Consider the following 24,468-nt stretch of genomic DNA (forward strand, 5'->3'; position numbering starts at 1 on the left):
GTGTTTGTTTCATTTGGTATGGCGGCAGCCTTAAACTTCATTTGCCTGCTGCACAATCTTTGCCAGTTTCAAAGTGTTTTCAAGCTGTTGCAACACGGTATCGTCGTATGCCGCGCCTTTGCCGGTTACGGCGAGTTGCAGGATGCTGTCAGTCAGACGGACGATGCGCCACATCAGTTCGCGCTCGTATTTTTTCAAATCGTCGAGGTCGGCTTCTTCGGGCAGGTCGGCGGCGAGTGTTGCGCCTAAGTCAGGCAGTTGTTCAAACAACCTCGCCACGATATGCGAATGCACTCCGGCCTGTTTCTCAGCGTGCAAGATTTCGTGTTTTGCCGCTTGGAAAAATTGCTCCTGCGCTGTCAGTGCGGAGCCGTAATCGCGTGTCTGCGTATGCGCCAAGCGAGCCAGCTTGAGCAATTCGCGGATTTTTTCAGACGGCGTATTCGCACCTTCGATTTTTAGTTCGGCAATAAAATCAGCATCTTCCTGAGTGATACGCACACTAATTGGGATACGGTTCGTTGCATTCATATTCGTTTGATTTTGTTTGTATTCATTTGAATACAAATATACAAGATGGGATTCTGAGGCGCAATACCTGAAACCGTATATTTATGTAAACATCAGGCCGTCTGAAACCTGATTTTCGGTTTTCAGACGGCCTTTTCCTTTATAATCCGTACATTATTTTCATATACACAGCAGGTTCTCCATGTCCAACAAACCCACACTCCTTCTCGTTGACGGCTCTTCCTATCTTTACCGTGCCTATCATGCTATGGGGCAGAATTTGTCTGCGCCCGACGGTGCGCCGACGGGGGCGATGTATGGCGTGTTGAACATGCTGCGCCGCCTGCGGGCGGATTATGTGCACGACTATTGCGCGGTGGTGTTTGATGCGAAGGGTAAGAATTTCCGCCACGAGATGTTCCCCGACTATAAGGCGACACGCCCGCCGATGCCGGACGATTTGCGCCCGCAGGCGGAAGCTTTGCCGGATTTGGTGCGGCTGATGGGCTGGCCGGTGCTGGTGATTCCGCAGGTGGAAGCGGATGACGTTATCGGCACTTTGGCGGCGATGGCCGGCGAAGCAGGTTGGAATGTGGTGGTGTCCACCGGCGATAAGGATATGGCGCAGTTGGTGAACGAGCGCGTGACGCTGGTGAACACGATGAGCGGTGAAACGCTGGACATTGAAGGCGTGAAGGAAAAATTCGGCGTGCGTCCCGACCAAATTCGCGATTATCTCGCGCTGATGGGCGACAAGGTGGACAACGTGCCGGGCGTGGAAAAGTGCGGCCCGAAAACCGCGGTGAAGTGGTTGGAAGCCTATGGCTCGCTGGCAGGCGTGATGGAACACGCTGGCGAAGTCAAAGGCAAGGTGGGCGAAAACCTGCAAGCCGCTTTGGAACAACTGCCGCTGTCGTATGATTTGGTAACGATTAAAACCGATTTGGATTTGCACACCGAGCTTTCAGACGGCCTCGAAAGCCTGCGCCGCACTACGCCTAAATGGGCGCAGCTGGTTGTCGATTTCAAACGCTGGGGCTTCCGCACTTGGCTGAAAGAGGCGGAAAGCCGTATGCACGAAGCGCAAAACACTGATTTGTTCGGCAGCGAGCATATTGGTGAACAAGCCGCATTGGCGATAGAAACACAGCCTGAAAAACAGCCCGAACTCGCCCCAGCTCCTGAGAAACTGGATTATCAAGCCATTACCACCGAAGCGCAGTTTGCCGCCTTGTTGGACAAACTGTCGCAAGCGGACAAAATCGGTATTGATACGGAAACCACGTCCCTAGACGCGATGAACGCCGCGCTGGTCGGCATCAGCATCGCGTTCCAAGCAGGCGAAGCGGTTTACATCCCCGTAGGACACAGCCTGACTGCTGCGCCGGAACAGATTGATTTACAAGACGTATTAGGCCGTCTGAAACCGCATTTGGAAAACCCCGCCCTGAAAAAAATCGGGCAAAACCTCAAATACGACCAACACGTTTTCGCCAACTACAGCATCGCCCTGAACGGCATTGCCGGCGACGCCATGCTCGCTTCCTACATCATCGAGAGCCATCTCGGACACGGTTTGGACGAATTGTCCGAACGCTGGCTGGGCTTGGAAACCATTACCTACGAATCGCTGTGCGGCAAAGGCGCGAAGCAAATTGGTTTTGCCGACGTCGCCATTGAGCAGGCGACCGAATACGCCGCCCAAGACGCCGATTTCGCCCTGCGCCTCGAAGCGCACCTGCGCGCGCAAATGGACGCCAAACAGCTTGAAATGTATGAAAAAATGGAGCTGCCCGTCGCGCAAGTATTGTTTGAAATGGAACGCAACGGCGTGCAAATCGACCGCGCCGAACTCGCCCGCCAAAGCGCGGAACTCGGCGCCGAGCTGATGAAGCTCGAACAGGAAGCCTACGCCGCCGCAGGCCAGCCGTTTAACCTCAACTCGCCCAAACAGCTTCAAGAAATCCTGTTCGACAAAATGGGCATCCCCACCAAAGGCCTGAAAAAAACCGCCAAAGGCGGCATTTCCACCAACGAAGCCGTGCTCGAACAGCTTGCGCCCGACTACCCCCTGCCCAAAATCATCCTGCAAAACCGCAGCCTGGCAAAACTCAAATCCACCTACACCGACAAACTACCCGAAATGATTTCCCCCAAAGACGGCCGCGTGCATACCACCTACGCCCAAGCCGTCGCCATTACCGGCCGCCTCGCCAGCAACAACCCCAACCTGCAAAACATCCCCATCCGCACCGCAGAAGGCCGCCGCGTGCGCCGCGCCTTCACCGCACCGCAAGGCAGCGTCATCGTTTCCGCCGACTATTCCCAAATCGAGCTGCGCATCATGGCACATCTCTCCGGCGACAAAACCCTGATTACCGCATTCCAAAACGGCGAAGACGTACACCGCCGCACCGCCGCCGAAGTATTCGGCATCGCCCCCGAAAACGTCTCGTCCGAACAACGCCGCTACGCCAAAACCATCAACTTCGGCCTGATTTACGGCATGGGCCAATACGGCCTCGCCAAATCATTGGGCATCGACAACATCTCCGCCAAAAACTTTATCGACCGCTACTTCGCCCGCTATCCCGGCGTCGCCGAATACATGCAGCGCACCAAAGAACAAGCCGCCGCGCAAGGCTTCGTCGAAACCCTGTTCGGCCGCCGCCTCTACCTGCCCGACATCCATAACAAAAACGCCAACGCCCGCGCCGGAGCCGAACGCGCCGCCATCAATGCCCCTATGCAGGGCACCGCGTCCGACCTCATCAAACGCGCCATGATAGACGTATCCCACTGGTTGGATTCCGATGGCCTGAAAACCAAACTGATTATGCAGGTACATGACGAATTGGTGTTGGAAGTACCTGAAGCCGAGCTGGATTTAGTCAAAGAAAAACTGCCGCAGATTATGGCGAAAGTGGACGAAGGGATGTTGAACGTGCCGCTGGTAGCAGAAGTGGGCGTGGGGATGAATTGGGAAGAGGCACATTGAGATGGTATGGCGTTTAAGAGATTGTTTGGAGAAAGGGATAAGATAATGAATGTTCAAGATTTAATTAATGAAGGCATAGAGTTATTCAATAACAAAAAATTTGACGAAGCGATTGAGAGGCTGAATCAGGCTTTAGATGGGATTGAAGATAAAAAGAGCAAGATTCTGATCAATGCACAACATTGGCTAGGCCGTTGCTATTTAGAGCAGGCGATGAAAGCCGAAGGCAAGGATTCGGAACAGTTATTTGTACAGGCAGTTGAGCATTTCCACCAGCAATTATTGCTTGCCAAACAGCTGGTAGATGAACAAAACAGCTTTCAAGAACAAAACCATGCCCAACATTGGTTAGGTCATTGCTATTTAAAGCAAGCGATGAAAGTTAGAGGCAAGGATTCGGAACAGTTATTTGTACAGGCAGTTGAGCATTTCCAGCAATCGTTGGAATTTGCCGAAAAGTTGAAAGGCACAAACAGTATTCAGGAACAAATCAATGCTCAATCTTGGCTAGGTTTTTGCCATTTAATACAGACAATACAAGCCAAAGGTAATGCTGCGGATGAGTTGTTTAGGCAGGCTATTGAGCATTTTCAACAGTATTTGTATCTTGCTAAACAGTTGAAGGGAAAAAACAGCATTCAGAAACAGAACGAAGCCGAATCTATACTAGGCATTTGTTATTTTCAGCAGGCCCTAAAGGTCGAAACTGAAGTGGCAGCTGAGCTTGAACAGAACGATAAACATTGTCAACAGCGACTGGAGCTTTCTAAGAAATTACTATCATCAGTTCAAGAAAGATGGGGCAGATATTTCGAATGGAAAGAACAGAAAATACAACGAGATTTATTTCAAACTCAAGAAGGGGACTTAGTAAAGGCTATCACTACTATTCTGGCAGTTTTAAATATCATACCTATGGAATTAGAATCAACTCCTCTTGCCCATTACACTTCACCTTCAGTATGCGAAAGATTATTCGGCATTGTCATTGATAAAACTAATGATAAAACCGATGATAACTATCCTGTTGACAGTAGCAAGGTTAGTCCGATGAGAATCGGTAGTTCCACTTATATGAACGACCCGACTGAAGGGGAAGGGCTATTGGAGTTGTTGAATCTGCAGGATTTGGAATTGGAAAACAAGGCTGATTGCCCTGTCTATAATGCTTTCTTTACCTGTTTTTCCAGTCGCGTAAACGACTTGAATCAGTTCCGTCTGTATGGCAAAGAAAATGGCGTGGAAGCATCGGGCTGCTGCTTGGTATTTAATAAAAGCGAGGATTGGTTGAAAGATCCTAATATTTCTGCTTCGTTCGGAAGTTTTACAGATAAGCTAAATGAAGATTTTGAAGAATCAGTAGAGGCAGATGGAGCGGATTCAGAAGATGAAAACCTACCGCTTTATCAGGTAGCTTATATCGCTTATCAAGATGAATATATTGCTAAAGAAAAATGCAGTATATGGTTGCAGAATAAAAATAACTCAAAATTTGGCATCCGTTTAAAATACTTTGGAAATAAGGGTTGGCATGAGTGTCGTATCGGTAAGCTTGAAGAAGCATTGAAGCAGTTAATTAAAACTTTCAAGGGCAAAGCTAAAATCGATGATGAAGACAGAAAAGCTTTGGAATATATCCGCTATCTGTTTAAAGATTTTGCTTTCCGTGATGAAGAAGAGTTTCGCCTGCTGAAAATCGAACAAATCGGTTCGGACAAAATCGAATATTGCAATATTACGCAATCTATCTATCTGCCTTATGCCGATGTACGTGATATGGTGGACGAGGTAATTTTGGGGACGAATTACGAAAAGAGTGGAAATCATCGCAAGGCTGAAGTGTTTCAGCACTTAATGCGCAAGCATTATCCAAACGTTAAAGTTTCCCGCTCGTCGTTGCCGATTAATGCCAATCCGCCGATTAAGAAGGATTAATCAATCTCAGGCCGTCTGAAAATCTCTAAACATTTTCAGACGGCCTTTTTCTATTCCGATTCTCTACATTCTATTCGCCGTATGCTTCTATTCTCGGCATTTTGTCTCTTTTTTTCATGAATAATGTTGCCGGTGTTACAATCGGCATATTCTTATTGTTATCAAACAGGTGTTTCATGCAGTTTTTCGGCCTGCTTATTCCTATTATGATCGGCTATTTTCTTGATGAGATGGCCAAGGGCGTTATTATTGGGTCGTTGTTTTGGCTGGTTGCTTGGTCGATTGCGAAACAGCGTCAAGAAGAGCGTTTGGCTGAATCTGCTACTGCAGGCGACAGGATGCAAAAGCTGGAGCAGGAAATCGAACTGCTGAAACAGCGTTTGTCGGTGTTGGAGCATGAGGCTGTCCGTGATGAGGCGAAAGTAGGGCAGGGGTTTGAGGCTCGGCCTGTTGCCGATGTTCAGACGGCCTCCGAGCCGCTTTATGTTCGGGTTGAGCCTGAGGCGGAAGCTGCGCCTGTTAAGCAGAAGATTGAAGAGTCGTTTGCTCCTTCTTTTTCTATACCTATTGATCCTGTTTCTGCCAAGGCTTCTGCTTCGCCTGAGCCTGTTGTGGAATCGGAAGTTATTGAAGCGGTTGCTCCGGTTGCTGCTGAAAAAGAAGAGCTGCCTAAGGAAGAGGCTGTTGTTGCTTCGATGCCGTCTGAAAGCGAAGAAGCGCCATCGCGTCAATTCGTTATCCATAAAGAACAGGCGGAAGGCGGAGAGTACAAGTTTTCCGACAATCCGATTGTCGCTTGGTTCTTGCGCGGTAATCCGTTGTTGAAAACCGGTATTGTGGTGTTGTTCCTCGGCTTGGCGTTTTTGCTGCGCTATGCCTCCGAGCGGGTTCATGTGCCGGTAGAGTTGCGTTATTTGACTGTGGCAGGCGCGGGCTTGGCGGCGGTGGTCGGCGGCTGGAAACTACAAAGCCGTAAGCGTGAATATGGCTTGGTGTTGCAGGGTTTCGGTGTGGCGGTAATGTATTTGACGGCGTTGGCGGCGTTGAAACTGCATCCGCTGTTGCCTGTGTCGGTCGTGTTCGGGTTGATGGTGGCGATGGTTGTGCTGATGGCGTGGCTGGCGGTAAGGCAGAATGCGCAGATTATGGCGCAGGTTGCTTTAATCGGCGGTATGGCCGCGCCTTTGCTGACTTCAGACGGCAGCGGCAATTATTTGGTGCTGTTTTCTTATCTTGCCCTGCTCAATGGCGGTGTGGCCGCGATTGCGTGGTTTAAGGCATGGCGTCCGCTGAACCTGACGGGTTTTGTCGCTACTTTTGCCATTGCTGCGCTGTGGGGCATGCGAAGTTATACGCCGCAACATTTTGCCACTACCGAGCCTTTCTTGATTTACCACTGGCTGCTTTATACCTTTATCGCGTATCTGTTCGCACGCCGTAAGTTGACGGAAAACAGCGAAGACAGCGTTACGCCGATTGCCGACAATGCGACTTTGGAAGAAATCGGCAAGAGTATTTATACACACGGCCTGCGCGTGCATGTCCTCGACCATACTTTATTGTTTGGTACGATGGCAGCGGCGTTCGGCCTGCAATACCGCATGGTGGAGCATTGGCCGTCTGCGGATGCGCTTTCCGCATTGGGTTTTGCCGCTGTTTACGGACTGGCCACGCTGCTGCTGAAACGTCATCAGGGTTTGTATATTTTGCGTCAGGCGTTTTTTGCGTTGGCGGTGTTGTTCCTCACGATTGCCGTTCCGCTTTATTTTGAACCGAGCAATACGGTTATTTTGTGGAGTGCCGAATCCGCACTGGTTTATTTCTTCGGTTTGCGCCAACAGCGTCCGCATATCCGTTTGGGTGCGCTGATGGTTTATCTCTTGGCGGCACTGATTCAGCTGGGCAATTATCAGAACTTCGGCACGGATACCGTTCTGGAAGGGCAGTGGTTTACAACGGTTGTGGTGCTGCTTGGCGGAGCGGCGATTTATTTATTGTGGAATTTCTCGCGTCGCGAAGGTTCGGCGCAATGGGAAAAATCCGTTCAGACGGCCGTGTTGTCTGCCGCCTTGCTGTACATCTCTATTTTGCCTTTGCTTTTCTTGGCCGACCAAGGCAGCATTGTCGCTCTTTCCGCTTTGGCAGCGGCGTGGGCATTCTGCCGGCGCAAACATGAGCCGAATGTGTTTATCACTTTTGTCTTGGGCAATGTATTGTTCGCCCTGTTGCTGCAAAGCAGCATCATTTATGAATCCAAAGGTTTCCTGACCCATCTGTACCTTATTGCCGCTACGCCTTTGCTGTTTGCGGCTGCCTACGCGCTGCAATATCCGCGCGTGCCGGTTGCAAGCGAAAAGCTGGAAGGAAACGAGGTTTACTTTGCGCAGGTTTCAGGCTGGATCATCCTGCTTACTGCGTTGGCGACAGGCAGCTATGCCCTCTATATGCAATGGACAGGCGAGGAAACCCTGTTTATTGAGTTGTGGATGTGGCCGATATTTGCCGGCCTGCTGCTGTTTGCCAAACGTTTGAAATGGGAAGAGCTGTTGCAGGCAAACTTGGCATTCCTGCCCGTGTTTGCCATGCATTTCGTCTTCTACCATACCGAACACGCATGGACAGCCGCCGCAGCCTTGCCGCTTGCCGCAGCCACCGTGTTGAACTTCATCATTCTGAACAACTATCCGCGCCATGATCTGATTTGGTTACACAAACTCAATATCACGATACTCGGCGTACTTTGGACGCTTTGGACGGCGCTGTATGTCGGCGGCCTCCTCTCCGGCGTTTGGGCGCAGCTTTCATGGCTGGTTGTACCTTTGGCGATGTGGATTGTTTTCCATACGCAGCGCCAACGCGAATTTTTCAGACGGCATCAAACCATTTATCAACATTTTGCTATGCCGTTGTGCGCCCTTGCCGCCGCCTGTTGGATGCTGTGGACCAACTTCTCCACGCCGTTCCAACCTTCGCCGTTGCCGTATATTCCCGTGCTTAACCCATTGGAACTCGCCTGCGCCGGTATGCTTTGGTTTGCCCTGAAATCCCTGCCCAACGCCTTGTCGCCCGACCTTCGCCGTACCACGGCAACCACAGTTGCCGCCTTGGCATTTATGCTGATCAGCGCAGGCGTGATGCGCGTATGGCATTTCTACGACGGCATCACTTGGCGTCTCGACATCATGCTCCAATCCTTCGGCCTGCAAGCCAGCCTCTCCGTCGTTTGGGCAGTAACCGCCATCATCTTGATGGTACTCGGCAACCGCCGCAAACAGCGTTCCTACTGGATGACAGGCGCGACGCTGATGGGCATCGTAGTCGTCAAACTCTTCCTGATCGAGCTTTCCAACAGCGGCGGTATCGCGCGCATCGTTTCCTTCATCATCGTCGGCCTGCTGCTGCTTCTGGTCGGCTGGTTTGCCCCCGTCCCGCCCAAAGCAGAGAATGATGGCGAACACAAAGCCTAATCATTAACTTCAAATAAAAAGGCCGTCTGAAAAAGCAGCGTTATCTGTTTTCAGACAGCCTTTATTTTTTAGAAGGTAGCATCTGCTTTGTTCTGGAATGTCTAATCGTATTGAGTTATGATGCCTTTTAATATATAAATGGATACGCCGTAGGCCGTCTGAAAAAAGAAAACGGGTGCAACCCGAATATCCGCATACCACGCATGATGCGCCCGACAGACTGACCATGGGCGGACACATAAAGATAAAAACCGCTACCGAAGGAAATAGAAAATGCCTAACCGCAATGAGCTTCCCTTGATTTATTCTTGTTCCGGATGTTCCGATGTGGCGCAGCTGGCCAACAACACTGCCGTAGCGCTCGACCATGCCGGAGAATTTGAAATGTCGTGCATTTCCGGCGTGGGCGGCAAAGTCGCGCCGTTGGTGCGCAAAGCGCAGTCCGGACGGCCGATGTTGGTTATTGACGGCTGTCATCTGCATTGCGCCAAATCGTGTTTGGAAAATGTGGGCGTTGAAATCCCGGAAGGGCATCATGTAAAACTATACGAACTGGGCTACAAAAAACGCTTTGGCAAAAGCTATGACGAGGCTACGGTAGAAGAAGTTTATCAATATGTTTTGACGAAGAAGGGCGATGTATTGAGCAGTTAACGATCTTCATTTGCCTGATTGTCCCCAGAATATCGGTTGAGAATCTAATCCATGGGACTGTAAGTTTTACATATACATGATTTGGAACGTGAGACAATAAAGATTTTAGGCCGTCTGAAAACCCATTTAGTTTTCAGACGGCCTTTAATTAATTTTATTTCTTCAACTCTTTCAGTAAAGACGTTAATCCTTCCACGCCGTCGAATGTACCCGGCACTTTATCAGGATTAGATAAAATACTGCTGAAAATCAGATTTTCAAATTTTTCCAACGCGTCTTTATCATCAGTTTTGATTTTTTTCGCATAATCGGCATAGTTTTGGATAAATTGGCACAATGACTGCCGTAGTTCCAACTGCATGATTTGGGTCTGTAACGAATGGTAATGGTTTAAAACCACTCTAAAGAAATAGATTAAAACAAATTCCAAGCCAATAACGGACAACATGGATTGCCAAGAAATATCTACATCTGCCATAAGTTTTTTGCAGAAGCTGAAGCCTAAAGGTAGAATTGTAACTATTGCTAAACCACTCAACAACCGAAAAGTTTTTGTTTTGGCTTTGTTTTTTTGTTTCAATAGATTTTCAAAGCCTTGGGACAAGCCGACAAAGTTGAAAGCTGTTTTGTATTTTTCCAATTTTTCTTCAAGCGCATTTACTTCTACTATTTTTTCCTGAACTTTAACTATTTTTTTATTGACTTCATCCTGATATTTTGAAATCGATTTTTCTATAGCTTCCTTTTTTTCATCAAATTCAAAAAATGTCTTAAAGCCCTTGTTGCCCATATAAGAACACAGTATATCTATTGGCATTTTGTAAAAAGCATAGTTAATCTGATTTGCATATTCACTTCGAGAGTAATATATTTTTTCCTTTAAAGGTATTATTACTTTTCCTAATGAATCAATCCTCAAAAAATTGAGCCCTCCTGGTCCATAGCTCAAATCAAGTTCAACTAAAAACCTAACCATGGAATCATGGATGTTTATAAGTTCTTTCTTCGAAATATTGTTCTGTAAACTTTGAATTTGGCTTTTAAAATTATCACCTATGTACCGTATATTGAATAAACAACCGTCTTCCCATAACGCAGGATTCTGAATCATGGACAAAACTACTGTCGAAATCAACTCATACTGTTCGTGCTCTTGCTCTGACAGTTTCGACTTATCTATTAGAGCAATTTTATGCTCAACCTGCATCAAATCATCACGCAATTCACTAAAAAATCCCATTTTTTCCCTTTCTATTTCTGCTGATTCATTTTTCTAAATTTAAATTAAGAATCCAATTATTTATTCAATTGACTACGATGTACAAAGGTTCTAATGCATTTATGTAAGAATAATAACGGATATTTTCAGACGGCCTTTATCATTCCAAGCTTTCTAATTTCTACATCTCTTCCAGTTTCGCAAACTTGGTGTCCAGCTCTTTTACGCCCTGTTTGCCGAAGTTGATGGTCAGTCGGGCGGATTCGCCTTTGTCCACGGCATCGATGATGACGCCGGTGCCGAATTTGGCGTGGCGGACGTTTTGGCCGATACGGAAGCCTGCGTAGGTTTGCGGCTGTTTGTAATCGTCGATGATTTTGTCTTTTGGGGCGGCGGTTTGGCGCGTGTTGCCGTAGCTGTCGTAGGCGGGTTTTTTGACGGACAGGTAGTGCAATACTTCGGGCGGGATTTCTTCGACGAAGCGGGAGATGATGCCGAATTGGGTTTGTCCGTGCAGCATGCGTTGTTGCGCCATGGTGATGTAGAGGCGTTTGCGGGCGCGGGTGATGGCGACGTACATGAGGCGGCGTTCTTCTTCGAGGCCGCCGCGTTCGGCAAGGCTCATTTCGCTGGGGAAGCGGCCTTCTTCCATGCCGGTGAGGAAGACGGCGTTAAATTCCAAGCCTTTGGAGGCGTGGACGGTCATCAGTTGGACGGCTTTTTCGCCTGCGCCTGCTTGGTTTTCGCCGGATTCGAGGGCGGCGTTGCTGAGGAAGGCGAGGATGGGGAAGGCAGGGTCGTCTGAAATGTTTTCAGGCAGGGTTTCAAAGTTGCTGTCTTCGGGTTTGAATTCGATGGCGGCGTTGACGAGTTCGTCGAGGTTGTCGAGGCGGTCTTGGTTGTCGCCTTTTTGGGTTCGGTAGTGTTCGGTCAGGCCGCTGTCTTTGAGGATGCCGACGATGATTTCGGGCAGGGGCATTTGTCCGACTTGGTTGCGCAGGGCTTCAATCAGGCGGACGAAGGCGGCGATTTTGGTGGCTTTTGCGCCGGCGTTGCAGGCTGCCTGCCAAAGGGTGATGCCTTGTTCGTTTGAGGCCGTCTGAAGGTTTTCGATGGTGCGTGCGCCGATGCCGCGCGGTGGGAAGTTAATCACGCGCAAGAGGGCGTTGTCGTCGTCGGGATTGACGGCAAGGCGCAGGTAGGCAAGGGCGTGTTTGATTTCTTGGCGTTCGTAAAAGCGCAGGCCGCCGTAGATTTTGTAGGGGATGCCGCTGCGGAACAGGCTTTGTTCGATGACGCGCGATTGGGCGTTGCTGCGGTAGAGGACGGCGATTTCGTCCAAATCCCAGCCTTCGCGCTCGAGGGCTTTGGTTTCGTCCACGATGAATTGGGCTTCTTCGAGGTCGGTAAAGGCGGAGTAGTAGCGGATTTTGTCGCCTGCTTCGGCGTCGGTGCGCAGGTTTTTGCCGAGGCGTTCGTCGTTGTTTTCGATGACGGCGTTGGCGGCAGCGAGGATGTTACCGACGGAGCGGTAGTTTTGTTCGAGTTTGACGGGCGCGTCGATGTGGAATTCTTCCATCAATGCGGTCATATTGCCGACGTTTGCGCCGCGGAATCGGTAGATGCTTTGGTCGTCGTCGCCGACGGCAAAAACGGCGGCGTTGTTGCCGGCAATCAGTTTCAGCCACGCGTATTGCAGCTTGTTGGTGTCTTGGAACTCGTCGACCAGAATATGGTTGAAGCGGTTTTGGTAGTGTTGGCGCAGGATTTCGTTGTTTTGCAGCATTTCGTAGCTGCGGAGCATGAGTTCGGCAAAATCGACCACGCCTTCGCGTTGGCAGATTTTGTCGTATTCGGCGTAACATTCAATCATGCGGCGTGTGTGCGGATCGGGCGCACTCAAGACGGAAGCGCGCAAACCGGATTCTTTTTGCGCGTTGATAAAGCCTTGCAGCGAACGCGGCGCGATGATTTCTTCGGCGATGTTGAGGCTTTTGAGCAGGCGTTTGATCAGGGAAAGCTGGTCGCCGCTGTCGAGGATTTGAAAGGAAGAAGGCAGGCCTGCGTCGCGGTGGTGCAGGCGCAAAAAGCGGTGGCAGAGGCCGTGGAACGTGCCGAGCCACATGGCGCGGACGTTGACTGGAATCATTGCGCCCAAACGGGTTTGCATTTCTTTGGCGGCTTTGTTGGTAAACGTTACCGCCATAATGCTGTGTACGCTGGCTTGTCCGCTTTGCAAAAGCCATGCGATACGCGTGGTCAGTACGCGCGTTTTGCCGCTGCCTGCGCCTGCCAAAACGAGGGCGGATTGCGGCGGCCAGGTTACGGCGGAGAGTTGTTCGGGATTTAAGCCTTGCAGGAGGTTGGGGGCGGATTCGTTGGGAAACATGAAGAGGCCGTCTGAAAATAAATGGGAATGCGATATTTTAAAGGAAATACAAAAGGCCGTCTGAAAAGATGTTTCAGACGGCCTTTGTGTTGGAAGCCGATTAGAACGGACGTACTTCCAAACCGAACATACGGCGCGCGGTGTTCAGCATTTGGCAGCTGAAGCCCCATTCGTTGTCGTACCATGCGAACACTTTAACCATTTTGCCTGCGGTGACTTTGGTCAGCGTAGAGTCAAATGTGCTGGCTTGGGTAGTGTGGTTGAAGTCCATGGAAACCAGCGGCAGGGTATTGTAGGCCAATACGCCTTTCAGACGGCCTTCTTCGGAAGCGGCTTTCATCAGCGCGTTGATTTCTTCGGCGGAAGTGTCGCGGCCTGCTTGGAAGCTCAGGTCAACCAGGGAAACGTTGACGGTCGGTACGCGGATGGCGAGGCCGTCGAGTTTGCCTTTCAGGTCTGGCAATACCAAACCGACGGCTTTTGCCGCGCCGGTTTTGGTCGGAATCATGTTTTCCACGCCGCTACGCGCACGGCGCAGGTCTTTGTGGCGTACGTCGGTTACGGTTTGGTCGTTGGTCAGCGCGTGGATGGTGGTCATCACGCCGTTTACGATACCGATGTTTTCGTTCAACACTTTGGCCACAGGCGCCAGGCAGTTGGTGGTACAAGACGCGTTGGAGATAACGGTCATGTCGTCGGTAATCACGTCGTCGTTTACGCCGTAAACGATGGTTGCGTCAACGTCATCGCCGCCGGGAGCGGAAATCAGCACTTTTTTTGCGCCGCTTTCCAAGTGGATTTTGGCTTTCTCTTTGCTGGTGAACGCGCCGGTACATTCCATGACCAGGTCAACGCCCAATTCGCCCCATGGCAATTCGGCAGGATTGCGGGTGGAGAAGTAAGGGATTTTTTTACCGTTGATGATGAGGTGTTTTTCATCATGGGAAACATCGGCGTCAAAGCGGCCGTGGACAGTGTCAAATTTGGTCAGGTGGGCGTTGGTCTCGATGCTGCCGCTGGCGTTGATGGCAACGATGTCGAGTTGGTCTTGCAGTTTGTAGTCGAAAATAGCGCGCACTACTTGGCGGCCGATGCGGCCGTAACCGTTGATGGCAACTTTGATACCCATGGCTTTTCCTCTTCTTTTGGGTTTGGGTTGTGGATTGAATGGCGGCAATTATAGCAAAAATGTAGTTCTGTGTAATTAATGTTTTATTGAAATTTTTTGGTTTGATTATTTTTAATTGTAGATGATTAGAGTAGAAATACAGGTTTAAATTTAATGTTATTTTATATTTTTTGAAATTTTATTTTTATTAATTCCATTTTTTGGTGTTCTATGTCCGTTTTAAATCATGGTAATGAAGGAAACGGGAAAAGGCGGATTGTTTTTGTTTATATTAAACGTAATTTTGGGACGGTTTCTTGATTACAACATGCAACAGTGAAATTTTCAGACGGCCTGGGTTTAATCGAGTAAAAGTAAAAGGCCGTCTGAACATTTTTTTGATGACGTGGAATTTAAACGCCTTGAATTCCCGATTTTCCTTGCCGGTTAAGGGGAGGGCGGTTTTTAGCAAAGGGGAAAATTGTCGGAACAAGGGAGGGAAAAACGGTGGATTGAGCTGTGTTTGGGGGTTATATAAATAAGTGTATGAAGGTTTTAGTCGTAGTGTATGAAGATTTTGCTTGTGATTTTAATTTAATTATGACTTGTCAACACTGTTAAATTTTTTTACGATAAGGTCAGATTATGTTTGCATGGCCATAAGCGGTGCATCCTCTATACCGGATATTATCCTTGTCCGAATATCTACTTTAACCGACCGGCTTGTCCGGCCCGATTCCTAAATATATACGCGCAAGGCTGAACGGCCTTGGCGACACTCGACTTTTAAGAGGTTCATCGTGTCAAATTCTCAATCCAGCGAACGCGCGACGTTTAGCAGTCGCCGCGCCTTTATGTTTGCTGCCATCGGCTCGGCCGTGGGCTTAGGCAACATTTGGCGATTCCCTTACATCGCTTTCGACAACGGCGGCGGTGCTTTCGTCCTCCCTTATTTGGTTGCGCTGTTGACGGCAGGTATTCCGCTGTTGCTGCTTGACTACGCTATCGGCCACCGTTACCGTGGTTCGCCACCTTTGGCTTTCCGCCGCCTCGGCCGTTTGTTTGAGCCGATGGGTTGGTGGAACTTCCTGACCAACGTCATCATCTGTATCTACTACGCCGTGATTGTCGGCTGGGCGGCAAGCTATGCCTATTATTCTTTGACTTCGGCATGGGGTGCGGATCCTCAGACCTTCTTCTTCAAAGACTTCCTGCAAATGGCCGATGCCAAAGACTTGGGCTTGGACTTTGTCGGTAAAGTTGCCGGTCCTCTGATTGCCGTGTGGGTGTTTACGCTGGCGATTATGGCTTTGGGCGTTCAAAAAGGTGTGGCCGGTGCGTCCACATTCTTCATGCCTTTGTTGGTGGTAATGTTTGTCATCATGGTGGGCATTGCGCTGACTCTGCCGGGTGCGGCAAAAGGTTTGGACGCTTTGTTTACGCCTGACTGGAGCCGCTTGGCGGATCCGAAAGTCTGGGTAGCCGCATATGGCCAGATCTTCTTCTCGCTCTCTATCTGCTTCGGCATCATGATTACTTATTCTTCTTACCTGAAGAAAAAAACCGACTTGGGCGGCACCGGCTTGGTTGTCGGCTTTGCCAACAGTAGCTTTGAGTTGCTCGCCGGTATCGGCGTATTTGCCGCATTGGGCTTTATGGCTCAAGCCGCAGGCAAAGAAGTCAGCGAAGTGGCATCCAACGGTATCGGTTTGGCGTTTATCGCGTTCCCGACCATCATCAACCAAGCGCCGATGGGCGCGTTGATCGGCGTGTTGTTCTTCGGCTCGCTGGTGTTTGCCGGTGTGACTTCCATGATTTCCATCGTTGAAGTGATTGTGGCCGCGATTCAAGACAAAATGAACATCGGCCGTGTCAGCGCAACGCTGATTGCAGGCGTGCCAATGGCGATTATTTCTACCTTGCTGTTCGGTACGACCACCGGCCTGCCTGTGTTGGACGTATTGGACAAATTCATCAATACTTATGGCATTGTGGCTTCCGGTTTTGTTTACGTTTTGGCGATTGTCTTGTTGAACAAGCTGCCGGAACTGCGTAACCACTTGAACGCGCTGTCTTCCATCCGTGTCGGCAAAGTGTGGACCGCCAGCGTGGTGGTTACCGTCGCTATGCTCGGCTATATGCTTTATCAAGATACCACCGGCCTCTTAAAAGAGAATTACAGCGGCTATCCTGACAGTTTCCTCAATATCTTTGGTTGGGGCATGGTGGGTGCTCTCTTGGTATTGTCCGTCCTGCTGTCTTTCTTGCCGTGGAAACATGGTCAGAACTTCAACGTCAAAGACGAACATGAACACGAACGTGAAGGAGAAGAATAATGAGTACTTCAGCCATTATTATGATGCTTGTCGCATTGATCGTCATTTGGGGCGGATTCATTGTCTCCGTCCTGCGCCTGCCTAAAGAATAAGGCTTGGGCAAATGAAAGGGCCGTCTGAAAGTCATTTTTCAGACGGCCTTTTTGTGTATGGTCATCGGGACGAAGCCTAACCCATCATCCAGATTACCAAATGCACCATGGTCGGGCCAAACAATACCATAAACAGTCCGGCCAAAATCATGGTCAGGCTGGCCATCACGCCTTCGGTTTCGTGACGTTGTCCGGCGCGGGAAGTGCCGAAGCCGTGGGCGGCATTGCCGAAGGCGACGCCGTTGGCGGTGTGGAAACGGATGCGGGTAAAGGCCAAAAACAGGTCGCCGAATATCATGCCGACAAAGCCGGTGATGATGGTGAACAGGGAAACGAGCGAGGCGGAGCCGTGGATTTCGCTGGCAAGGACAACGGCAAACGGCGTGGAGATGGAACGCGCCATCAGGCTGTTGGTCACTTCGTTGTTGAAATGGAACATATGGCTCATGAGGAATGCGCTGACTACGCCGACAAACATGCCCACCATAATGGCGATGGAGAGGATGGGCAGTTGGCGGCGGATGACTTCGCGGTTTTCATAAATGGGGACGGCAAAGGCAACGGTAACCGGAGTGAGCAGGAAGACGATGCCTTGGGTATATTTGTGGTAGGTGTCGTAATTGACGCCGAATGCCAGCAGCAGCAGGATGGTGCTGACGGAGACGGTAACGACGGGGGAGAAAATCATTAAGGGTTTTTTGCGGTGGATTTTTTTGGCAACGACATAGGCAAAGCAAGTCCAGATGAAGCAGGCGAGGGCGGTGTAGTCCATTTTTATTCTCTATTTTTAGGAGTGGAGTTTTTTGTAGAGGCGGCGTTTCCAGCGGTAGCAGAAATCGAGGGTCAGGGCGGTGCTGATCATCACGAGCGCGGTGCCGACGGCGATGGTCAAAATCAGCTGCCAGCCTTCGGACATCAGCAGGTCTTGATATTGCAAGACGGAAACCATGATGGGGATGAAGAAAAAGACGAGTTCGCCCAATGCCCATTTTGCGCCGCGGTCAACCATGCCCGGGCGGATGATGCCGAGCCCCAAAAGGGCGAGCATGAGGAACAAGCCCAATACGCCTGAAGAAATAGGCAGATGCGTGAAGCGGACGATAAGGTCGGAAACGCCCCATACTGCGCCGATGATGGCAAGCTGCAAGGCCGTCTGAAAAAATCTGGTGAGGGAATCCATGATATGGGTGTGTGTTGAATGACAGGCTTGATTATAGAAACCTGGTTTCTGCATAATATGAATTATTAAACGAATAATCATGCCTTAGAGGAATAATGGACTTCAAAAGCCTGTATTGTTTTACCGAACTCATCCGCCTGCAAAGTTTTTCGGCCACGGCTTCCGCGTTGAATTTGACGCAGCCGACGGTCAGCAAAATCATTCAGGCTTTGGAAGAAGAATTAGGCGTGCCGCTTTTGTGCAAAGAAAACGGACGCAAAAAGCGGCAGGTGCAGCCGACCGCAATCGGCGAAGAAGTCTATCGCCACGCGTTAAACCTTCTACATGAACGCGATTTGTTGCTGGCCCGCATTGACGATTACCGCCATGTCAGAAGCGGGACACTGCGTTTGGGCTTGGCTTTGTTTGGCAGCGATTTGCTCAGTCATGCGCTGTTTGATTTCCACCAAAAATGGCCGGACATCGAATTGTCGTTTTTGGAACAAGGCTCGCTCGCCATCGAGCAATCATTGCGCAACAACGAACTTGATGCCGGGCAGCTGCTCGCGCCGGTTCACGAAGACTTCGACAGCATCACGTTGTGCGACTATCCGCTGGTGGTCTTGATGCCGAAAAGTCGGGCGAGACACGATGCGCTGACGCTCAAAAGCCTGCAACACGAGCCCTTCATTCTGTTCGGCGCCGGCTTTTCCCTCAACGAAACCATTCAGACGGCCTGCCGCAATCAAGGTTTTACGCCCAACGTTGTCTGCCGTACCGGACAATGGAATTTGGTTGCCGACATGGTGGCGCACAATATGGGCATTGCCCTGCTGCCCGAATACTATGCCCGAAAAATCAATCCCGATGTCTTTGCCGCCATTCCTTTGGTCGAACCCGAAATCCGCTGGCAGCTCACCATGGCATGGAAAAAACACCAACGCCCGACGCCGGCCTTAAGGGCTTGGTTGGACGTAGTCAGGGAAGCGTTCGGCAGGCGAAACAAATAAAATCAAATCATCAGGCCGTCTGAAAAAAGGATCGATATCACCTGATTTCAGACGGCCTTTCCCGTTAAAAATGGTAAAACGGCCTAAAAAAGAGTAGAATATGCACCGTTTACAACTCTGCGCCTCTCAGCAGGCTCGAATTATGGACCTTCCCAGTTCGCCTTTGAACTTCCCATCAGACACACAACAACAATAATCATCCCGCCGAAATGCCTTCCCGCGTCCGGCGGGCGGAGCATTTATGAGCATCGAACAAACCCCTCCGAATCTCGACAATACCCCGACAATGATGTGGTAGAAGACCGCATTTCTGACGATCGCATCTCTGACGATATCGACCGCATCCACGCCTTATGCGAAATCCTTGAGCCGTCCTTTGAACAAATCGAAGCAGGCGTGCCGATTGAAGACGAAAGCCTGCGCGACAAGTTTACCGAGCTGACCGTCCTCTTGGCCGAGCTGCACCCTGCCGACGTGGCCGCCGTCTTGGAATCCCTGCCGCCGCGCGAGCGTAACATCGTCTGGCTTTTGGTTGCCCCGGAAGACGACGGCGAAGTGTTGCTGGAAGTATCCGACGCCGTACGCGAAACGTTGATCGAGTCCATGGACAAAGACGAGCTGTTGGCCGCCGTCGATGATTTGGACGCAGACGAATTGGCAGAACTGGCAGACGACTTGCCGCACCAAGTGGTGTACGAAGCGCTGCAAACGCGTGATGAAGAAGAGCGCGAGCAGGTCAAAGCGGCGATGTCTTACGAAGACAACCAAGTCGGCGCGATTATGGACTTTGAATTGGTCAGCATCCGCGCCGATGTGACGTGTGAGGTCGTATTGCGCTACTTGCGCCGTTTCGACAGCCTGCCCGACCATACCGACAAGATTTTCGTGGTTGATGAAAACGACGTGTTGCAAGGCGTGCTGCCCATCCGCAAACTCTTGGTCGCCGACCCGAAGACATGGTAGCGGACGTGATGGCCACCGATGTCGTGCGCTTCCGTCCCGAAGACGACGTGGAAGAAGCGGCGCAGGCGTTTGAACGTTATGACTTGGTAACCGCGCCGGTTGTCGATGAAAACAAAAAGCTGATCGGCAGGATCACCATTGACGAAATGGTGGATGTGATCCGTGAAGAATCCGAAGCCGACATGTTTAACATGGCTGGTTTGCAAGAAGAAGAGGACTTGTTCGCCCCGATTTGGGACTCGGTGAAAAACCGCTGGATGTGGCTTGCCATCAACCTGTGTACCGCCTTCATCGCCAGCCGCGTGATTGGCGCATTTGAAGGCAGTATCGAGAAAATTGTCGCACTGGCCGCGCTGATGCCCATCGTCGCCGGCATCGGCGGCAACTCCGGAAACCAAACCATCACCATGATCGTCCGCGCCATGGCAATGGGACAAATGACCAGCACGCAGGCAGGCCGCCTGCTGAAAAAAGAAGTCGGCGTCGCCCTTGTCAACGGCATTATTTGGGGCACCGTGATGGGTGTGATTTCATGGCTGCTCTATGGCAACATCGGCATCGGTTTGGTCATGGTGGCCGCAATGACCTTGAACCTTTTGCTGGCCGCGACCGTCGGTGTCCTCATCCCCGTCATGATGGACAAAGCCGGACGCGACCCGGCATTGGGCAGCTCGGTGCTGATTACCGCGGTCACCGACTCCGGCGGCTTCCTGATTTTCTTGGGATTGGCAACCATATTCCTGTTGTAATAGGAAAAAAGGACGTGTTCGATACGTCCTTTTCAAACCGTTTAAAAGGCCGTCTGAAATTTCAATTTTCAGACGGCCTTTGCTGTTTTTTAAAGCTTTACATCATGAGGGCGTTTAGTTTTGGGGCTGACGTAGATTAGCCCCTTGTTTAAAGCGAAGTCAGAAAAGTCAGAAATCCCAATATCACGCCGACTGCGTTGGGTATAATCAGAATCCAGTCTTTCCGGGGTTCTTTGCTCCAACCGTACAAAACCCAAATCAGACAGGATACTGCTGCAAACAGGGGTTGCCACGGCTGCGCCTTTGCCCCTTGCATATTGGCGATAATTTGGGGGATATAGGCGACAAATACGAAAATACCTATTGCCGCTCCTATGCTGCCGACAACGGTATTGAATTTTGCTTTGCTTATCATGCTGGTAAGTCTCCTTTTAATATGAAAATCGAGGCGGTAGATAATATGGGCAGGCTGACTCAGCCGAGGGAACAGCCGCAGCCGCAATGATGTTCGTGGCCTTGGCCATGTTCGTCCGAATCTTCGGCAAGCAGGGCTTCGTAGTCGCCGCTTTCAATCAGGCTGACCAGTTCTGCCGGACTTTCCGCGCCTTCTACCTAGTCGCAGGATAAATAACTCTATTCTACCGCAAAATATGTATGTCATCATCCATCATTTGGCCTTGGCTGCCGATGAGGTTTTCGAGGGCTCTGTCGAGCTGGACGAAAGCTATTTCGGCGGACAGCGTAAAGGCAGACGTGGTCGAGGTGCGGCAGGAAAAGTGGTTGTCTTCGGCATTCTGAAACGCAACGGACGGGTCTATACCGTTGTGGTGGATAATGCCAAGTCTGAAACGTTATTCCCTGTCATCAAAAAGAAAATCATGCCGGACAGCATTGTTTACACGGATAGCCTGAGCAGCTATGATAAGTTGGACGTGAGCGGTTTTATCCATTACCGCATCAACCATTCCAAGGAATTTGTCGACCGTCAGAACCACATTAACGGCATTGAGAATTTTTGGAATCAGGCAAAACGTTTCTTGCGAAAATACAACGGAATCGATCGCAAATCTTTCCCGCTGTTCTTGAAAGAATGCGAATTTCGATTTAACTTCGGCACACCGTCTCAACAGCTTAAAATCCTGCGAGATTGGTGTGGAATTTAGGGCTAATCTACGTCAGCCCCTTAGTTTTTGATGACGTTTACGGCGTAATGGGCAGTAGTGTTACGGCGGGCTTGGGCGCGCATCATATAGACCTGCACTTTATATTTGCCCGATTGGGTAGCGATACCGTCAAATTTATCGCCTTGTGCCGAACCGTTAAATACGGCTTCATCGTCTTTGGGTGCCCATACGTTGAAATAGGCGTTAGGGCTGCCGGTTTTACTGATGCGCAGGCGGTCGCCCTTGCGTACGGAGAACAAATGCTCGGCGGTTTGATAGCCGGTGATTTTGCCGGAAAAACGCTGCTTGGTTTGTTTGTGTGCCGAAGCTGGTTTTGGAGCTTCCGCTTTAGGCGTGGCGGCATTTGAATAAATGGCAAACAGGAAGGGAAGGGCGGCTAATAAGAGAAATTTTTTCATGGGTTGGGTCTCCGAATGTGGGACGCCAATATGGCACTCATTTGGATAAAATCATCAATATTTTCATATTTTTATAAAGTCAAAGCCGAATAGGGCAATATTCATTTTTTTAATCAGGCCGTCTGAAAACAAATATTATTCAGACGGCCTTTTCTGATAATATAACAACGAATTATTCCTTTCGGAGCTGTTATGACCTTCCCGCCCCTAAAATCCCCGCTCAAATTCTACGCCGTCGTTCCCACCGCCGATTGGGTGGAGCGCATGGTCGAAGCAGGTGCCGACACGGTGCAACTGCGCTGCAAAACCCTGCACGGCGATGAATTGAAATGCGAAATCGCCCGCTGTGTCGCCGCCTGTCAGGGCAGCCGCACGCAGCTTTTCATCAACGACCACTGGCGCGAGGCGATAGAAGCGGGCGCATACGGCGTACATCTCGGACAGGAAGACATGGACACTGCCGACCTTGCTGCGATTGAAGCCGCCGGTTTGCGCTTGGGTTTGAGTACGCACTCCGTAGCCGAACTCGACCGCGCCTTGTCCGTGCACCCTAGCTACGTCGCCAGCGGCGCGATTTTCCCGACCACTACCAAACAAATGCCCACCGCCCGCAAGGTTTGGACAAACTGCGCGAATACGTGAAACAGGCAGGCGGCACGCCCGTCGTCGCCATCGGCGGCATCGATTTGAACAACGCTGAAGATGTGCTGGCAACTGGCGTTTCCTCCCTCGCCGTCGTCCGCGCCGTGACCGAAGCGGAAAATCCCGAAGCGGTGGTTAAAGCGTTTCAGGCTTTGTGGAATGAATAAGGCCATCTGAAAATAAGAAGTCTGACAAGAGGAGCAAACATCATGAAGATTATATTGAACAATGAAGCCATCACATTAAACGGCACAACTGTTGCCGACCTTATCGCCCAAACCGCGCCGCAAAAACCGTTTGCCGTTGCCGTCAATACCCATTTTGTCGCCAAAGGCGCGTATGCGGAAACGCTGTTGAATGAAAACGACAAAGTGGACATTGTGCGCCCCGTAGTCGGCGGATAAGCGGTTTTACTGCGCGTATAGCTGCGCTATTGGTTTAATGCTGAGAAAAGGAAAAGAAATGTTTATCGTATCGTTGGAATATATTAAAGACTTGGCTGCGGTTGAAACCTACCTGTCCGAGCATATTGCGTATCTTGAACGGTATTATCAAGCAGGTGTATTTGTGATGTCTGGACGCAAACAGCCGCGGACAGGCGGCATTATCCTGATGAAAGCATCAGGCAGGGAACAGGTGGAAAAGTTAATTGCAGAAGACCCATTTCACCGAGAAGGCGTAGCGAAATACACGATTACCGAGTTTATTCCGACTAAGGTCGCCGAAGGACTTGAAAACTATTTGGAAACTATCTGAACCGATTTTTCAGAAGGCTATTGCCTCAAAAATAATATTACAAAGGAATCCATCATGTTTACCCTATATGGAGAAACTTTCCCTTCACGGCTGCTGCTCGGTACGGCTGCATATCCGACGCCGGAAATCCTCAAGCAGTCTGTTCAAATCGCGCAACCGGCTATGATTACCGTTTCGTTACGCCGCGCCGGCAGCGGCGGCGAAGCGCACGGGCAGGGCTTTTGGTCGTTGTTGGAAGAAATGGGCGTGCCTGTGTTGCCCAATACCGCAGGCTGCCAAAGTGTGCAGGAAGCCGTAACCACTGCGCAAATGGCGCGCGAAGTGTTTGAGACCGATTGGATCAAGCTCGAACTTATCGGCGATGATGACACGTTGCAGCCGGATGTGTTCCAGCTCGTCGAAGCGGCGAAAATCCTGATTAAAGATGGTTTTAAGGTGCTGCCTTATTGCACTGAAGACCTGATTGCCTGTCGCCGACTGCTCGATGCAGGCTGTCAGGCGTTGATGCCGTGGGCGGCGCCGATTGGCACGGGTTTGGGCGCGGTTCACGCCTATGCGCTGAAAGTCCTGCGCGAACGCCTGCCCGACACGCCGTTGATTATTGACGCGGGTTTGGGTTTGCCTTCGCAGGCGGCACAAGTGATGGAATGGGGTTTTGACGGCGTGTTGCTGAATACCGCCGTTTCCCGTAGCGGCGATCCGGTCAATATGGCACGCGCTTTTGCGCTTGCGGTCGAGTCGGGCCGTCTGGCTTATGAGGCGGAACCTGTGGAGGCGCGTGAGAAAGCGCGCGCCAGTACGCCGACGGTGGGTCAGCCTTTTTGGCATTCGGCGGAATATTGAAAAACATTAGGGCGTGTCGGACACGCCCTTTTTTGTTGGTGAAAAACCTGATTTCA

General features: G+C 50.4%; 18 protein-coding genes and 3 pseudogenes. 13 read left to right on the forward strand and 8 right to left on the reverse strand.

Translation table 11 applies throughout. The annotated features are described in order from the left end of the window. Positions 1-30: 30 nt before the first annotated feature. Entirely contained in the window at positions 31-531 is a 501-nt protein-coding gene (locus tag KCG54_RS00885) for a hypothetical protein (RefSeq protein ID WP_063076785.1), read from the reverse strand. A gap of 181 nt (positions 532-712) precedes the next feature. Between KCG54_RS00885 and polA the strand changes: the two genes are divergently transcribed. The 4 genes from polA (at position 713) to KCG54_RS00905 (ending at position 9,564) form a co-directional block, all read left to right on the forward strand. Then, on the forward strand, positions 713-3,508 hold the full coding sequence (polA, locus tag KCG54_RS00890) for a DNA polymerase I (protein WP_254324366.1): 2,796 nt from the start codon (positions 713-715) through the stop codon (positions 3,506-3,508). Between the two features lie 45 nt (positions 3,509-3,553). Next, entirely contained in the window at positions 3,554-5,443 is a 1,890-nt protein-coding gene (locus KCG54_RS00895; protein WP_254324367.1) for a tetratricopeptide repeat protein, read from the forward strand. Positions 5,444-5,619: 176 nt separating this feature from the next. After that, positions 5,620-8,910 carry a DUF2339 domain-containing protein gene (locus tag KCG54_RS00900; protein WP_254324368.1) on the forward strand — a complete coding sequence of 1,097 codons (3,291 nt, stop codon included), beginning with the start codon at positions 5,620-5,622 and terminating at the stop codon, positions 8,908-8,910. Positions 8,911-9,183: 273 nt separating this feature from the next. Beyond that, positions 9,184-9,564, forward strand: a complete 381-nt coding sequence (locus tag KCG54_RS00905) for a putative zinc-binding protein (protein ID WP_003748129.1) — start codon at positions 9,184-9,186, stop codon at positions 9,562-9,564. A gap of 154 nt (positions 9,565-9,718) precedes the next feature. On the opposite strand, the gene KCG54_RS00910 is transcribed toward KCG54_RS00905, so the two are convergent. The 3 genes from KCG54_RS00910 to gap all read right to left on the reverse strand — a co-directional run bounded on the left by KCG54_RS00910 (position 9,719) and on the right by gap (position 14,301). Further along, a complete protein-coding gene (locus tag KCG54_RS00910) occupies positions 9,719-10,804 on the reverse strand; it encodes a hypothetical protein (protein ID WP_254324369.1) in 1,086 nt (361 codons plus the stop codon). 160 nt (positions 10,805-10,964) lie between these two features. Beyond that, the gene (gene uvrD / locus KCG54_RS00915) at positions 10,965-13,172 is read right to left on the reverse strand and encodes a DNA helicase II (RefSeq protein WP_254324370.1); all 2,208 of its coding nucleotides are present in this window, start codon (positions 13,170-13,172) and stop codon (positions 10,965-10,967) included. Between the two features lie 100 nt (positions 13,173-13,272). Next, a complete protein-coding gene (gene gap / locus KCG54_RS00920; RefSeq protein ID WP_049335996.1) occupies positions 13,273-14,301 on the reverse strand; it encodes a type I glyceraldehyde-3-phosphate dehydrogenase in 1,029 nt (342 codons plus the stop codon). Positions 14,302-15,080: 779 nt separating this feature from the next. Between gap and KCG54_RS00925 the strand changes: the two genes are divergently transcribed. Both KCG54_RS00925 and KCG54_RS00930 read left to right on the forward strand, forming a co-directional pair. Beyond that, positions 15,081-16,616, forward strand: a complete 1,536-nt coding sequence (locus tag KCG54_RS00925) for a sodium-dependent transporter (RefSeq protein ID WP_254324371.1) — start codon at positions 15,081-15,083, stop codon at positions 16,614-16,616. Beyond that, positions 16,616-16,708, forward strand: coding sequence for a methionine/alanine import family NSS transporter small subunit (locus tag KCG54_RS00930; RefSeq protein ID WP_036472778.1), 93 nt, complete (start codon positions 16,616-16,618; stop codon positions 16,706-16,708). Before KCG54_RS00925 ends, KCG54_RS00930 begins: the two co-directional genes overlap by 1 nt. 76 nt (positions 16,709-16,784) lie before the next feature. Here the strand turns inward: KCG54_RS00930 and KCG54_RS00935 are convergent, their stop codons facing one another. Continuing rightward, on the reverse strand, positions 16,785-17,480 hold the full coding sequence (locus KCG54_RS00935; RefSeq protein WP_254324372.1) for an LrgB family protein: 696 nt from the start codon (positions 17,478-17,480) through the stop codon (positions 16,785-16,787). Between the two features lie 15 nt (positions 17,481-17,495). Then, positions 17,496-17,969, reverse strand: a complete 474-nt coding sequence (locus tag KCG54_RS00940; RefSeq protein ID WP_254324373.1) for a CidA/LrgA family protein — start codon at positions 17,967-17,969, stop codon at positions 17,496-17,498. Between the two features lie 14 nt (positions 17,970-17,983). On the opposite strand from KCG54_RS00940, the gene KCG54_RS00945 reads away from it, so the two are divergent. Next, complete coding sequence (locus KCG54_RS00945; RefSeq protein ID WP_254324374.1) at positions 17,984-18,877, forward strand: LysR family transcriptional regulator; 894 nt, start codon at positions 17,984-17,986, stop codon at positions 18,875-18,877. Positions 18,878-19,118: 241 nt separating this feature from the next. After that, a pseudogene (mgtE, locus tag KCG54_RS00950) lies at positions 19,119-20,589 on the forward strand (magnesium transporter). 148 nt (positions 20,590-20,737) lie between these two features. Here the strand turns inward: mgtE and KCG54_RS00955 are convergent. After that, positions 20,738-21,004, reverse strand: a complete 267-nt coding sequence (locus KCG54_RS00955; RefSeq protein WP_004518970.1) for a SemiSWEET family transporter — start codon at positions 21,002-21,004, stop codon at positions 20,738-20,740. 218 nt (positions 21,005-21,222) lie between these two features. Between KCG54_RS00955 and KCG54_RS00960 the strand changes: the two are divergent. Further along, positions 21,223-21,752, forward strand: a pseudogene (locus KCG54_RS00960) (IS1595 family transposase); the annotation flags it as partial. Between the two features lie 20 nt (positions 21,753-21,772). On the opposite strand, the gene KCG54_RS00965 reads toward KCG54_RS00960, so the two are convergent. Continuing rightward, positions 21,773-22,171 (reverse strand): hypothetical protein, encoded by a 399-nt coding sequence (locus tag KCG54_RS00965; RefSeq protein WP_254324375.1) that lies wholly within the window; start codon positions 22,169-22,171, stop codon positions 21,773-21,775. Positions 22,172-22,363: 192 nt separating this feature from the next. Here KCG54_RS00965 and thiE point away from each other — a divergent pair. The 4 genes and pseudogenes from thiE (at position 22,364) to KCG54_RS00985 (ending at position 24,412) form a co-directional block, all read left to right on the forward strand. Beyond that, positions 22,364-22,980 (forward strand): annotated as a pseudogene (gene thiE / locus KCG54_RS00970) (thiamine phosphate synthase). A 42-nt stretch (positions 22,981-23,022) separates the two neighbouring features. After that, on the forward strand, positions 23,023-23,217 hold the full coding sequence (gene thiS, locus KCG54_RS00975) for a sulfur carrier protein ThiS (protein WP_254324376.1): 195 nt from the start codon (positions 23,023-23,025) through the stop codon (positions 23,215-23,217). A gap of 58 nt (positions 23,218-23,275) precedes the next feature. Next, positions 23,276-23,569, forward strand: coding sequence for a YciI family protein (locus tag KCG54_RS00980; RefSeq protein ID WP_039861865.1), 294 nt, complete (start codon positions 23,276-23,278; stop codon positions 23,567-23,569). A gap of 54 nt (positions 23,570-23,623) precedes the next feature. Then, on the forward strand, positions 23,624-24,412 hold the full coding sequence (locus KCG54_RS00985) for a thiazole synthase (RefSeq protein WP_254324377.1): 789 nt from the start codon (positions 23,624-23,626) through the stop codon (positions 24,410-24,412). The last annotated feature ends 56 nt before the right edge of the window (positions 24,413-24,468 follow it).

Origin of the sequence: Neisseria subflava (assembly GCF_024205705.1) — a bacterium.
Taxonomy (GTDB): Bacteria; Pseudomonadota; Gammaproteobacteria; order Burkholderiales; family Neisseriaceae; genus Neisseria; species Neisseria subflava_D.

Excerpts from the sequence above, each read along its gene's own strand:
- KCG54_RS00885 (WP_063076785.1), bottom strand. The coding sequence starts at position 531 with ATGAATGCAACGAACCGTATCCCAATTAGTGTGCGTATCACTCAGGAA.
- polA (WP_254324366.1), top strand. The coding sequence starts at position 713 with ATGTCCAACAAACCCACACTCCTTCTCGTTGACGGCTCTTCCTATCTT.
- KCG54_RS00895 (WP_254324367.1), top strand. The coding sequence starts at position 3,554 with ATGAATGTTCAAGATTTAATTAATGAAGGCATAGAGTTATTCAATAAC.
- KCG54_RS00900 (WP_254324368.1), top strand. The coding sequence starts at position 5,620 with ATGCAGTTTTTCGGCCTGCTTATTCCTATTATGATCGGCTATTTTCTT.
- KCG54_RS00905 (WP_003748129.1), top strand. The coding sequence starts at position 9,184 with ATGCCTAACCGCAATGAGCTTCCCTTGATTTATTCTTGTTCCGGATGT.
- KCG54_RS00910 (WP_254324369.1), bottom strand. The coding sequence starts at position 10,804 with ATGGGATTTTTTAGTGAATTGCGTGATGATTTGATGCAGGTTGAGCAT.
- uvrD (WP_254324370.1), bottom strand. The coding sequence starts at position 13,172 with ATGTTTCCCAACGAATCCGCCCCCAACCTCCTGCAAGGCTTAAATCCC.
- gap (WP_049335996.1), bottom strand. The coding sequence starts at position 14,301 with ATGGGTATCAAAGTTGCCATCAACGGTTACGGCCGCATCGGCCGCCAA.
- KCG54_RS00930 (WP_036472778.1), top strand. The coding sequence starts at position 16,616 with ATGAGTACTTCAGCCATTATTATGATGCTTGTCGCATTGATCGTCATT.
- KCG54_RS00935 (WP_254324372.1), bottom strand. The coding sequence starts at position 17,480 with ATGGACTACACCGCCCTCGCCTGCTTCATCTGGACTTGCTTTGCCTAT.
- KCG54_RS00940 (WP_254324373.1), bottom strand. The coding sequence starts at position 17,969 with ATGATTATTCGTTTAATAATTCATATTATGCAGAAACCAGGTTTCTAT.
- KCG54_RS00945 (WP_254324374.1), top strand. The coding sequence starts at position 17,984 with ATGGACTTCAAAAGCCTGTATTGTTTTACCGAACTCATCCGCCTGCAA.
- KCG54_RS00955 (WP_004518970.1), bottom strand. The coding sequence starts at position 21,004 with ATGATAAGCAAAGCAAAATTCAATACCGTTGTCGGCAGCATAGGAGCG.
- KCG54_RS00965 (WP_254324375.1), bottom strand. The coding sequence starts at position 22,171 with ATGAAAAAATTTCTCTTATTAGCCGCCCTTCCCTTCCTGTTTGCCATT.
- thiS (WP_254324376.1), top strand. The coding sequence starts at position 23,023 with ATGAAGATTATATTGAACAATGAAGCCATCACATTAAACGGCACAACT.
- KCG54_RS00980 (WP_039861865.1), top strand. The coding sequence starts at position 23,276 with ATGTTTATCGTATCGTTGGAATATATTAAAGACTTGGCTGCGGTTGAA.
- KCG54_RS00985 (WP_254324377.1), top strand. The coding sequence starts at position 23,624 with ATGTTTACCCTATATGGAGAAACTTTCCCTTCACGGCTGCTGCTCGGT.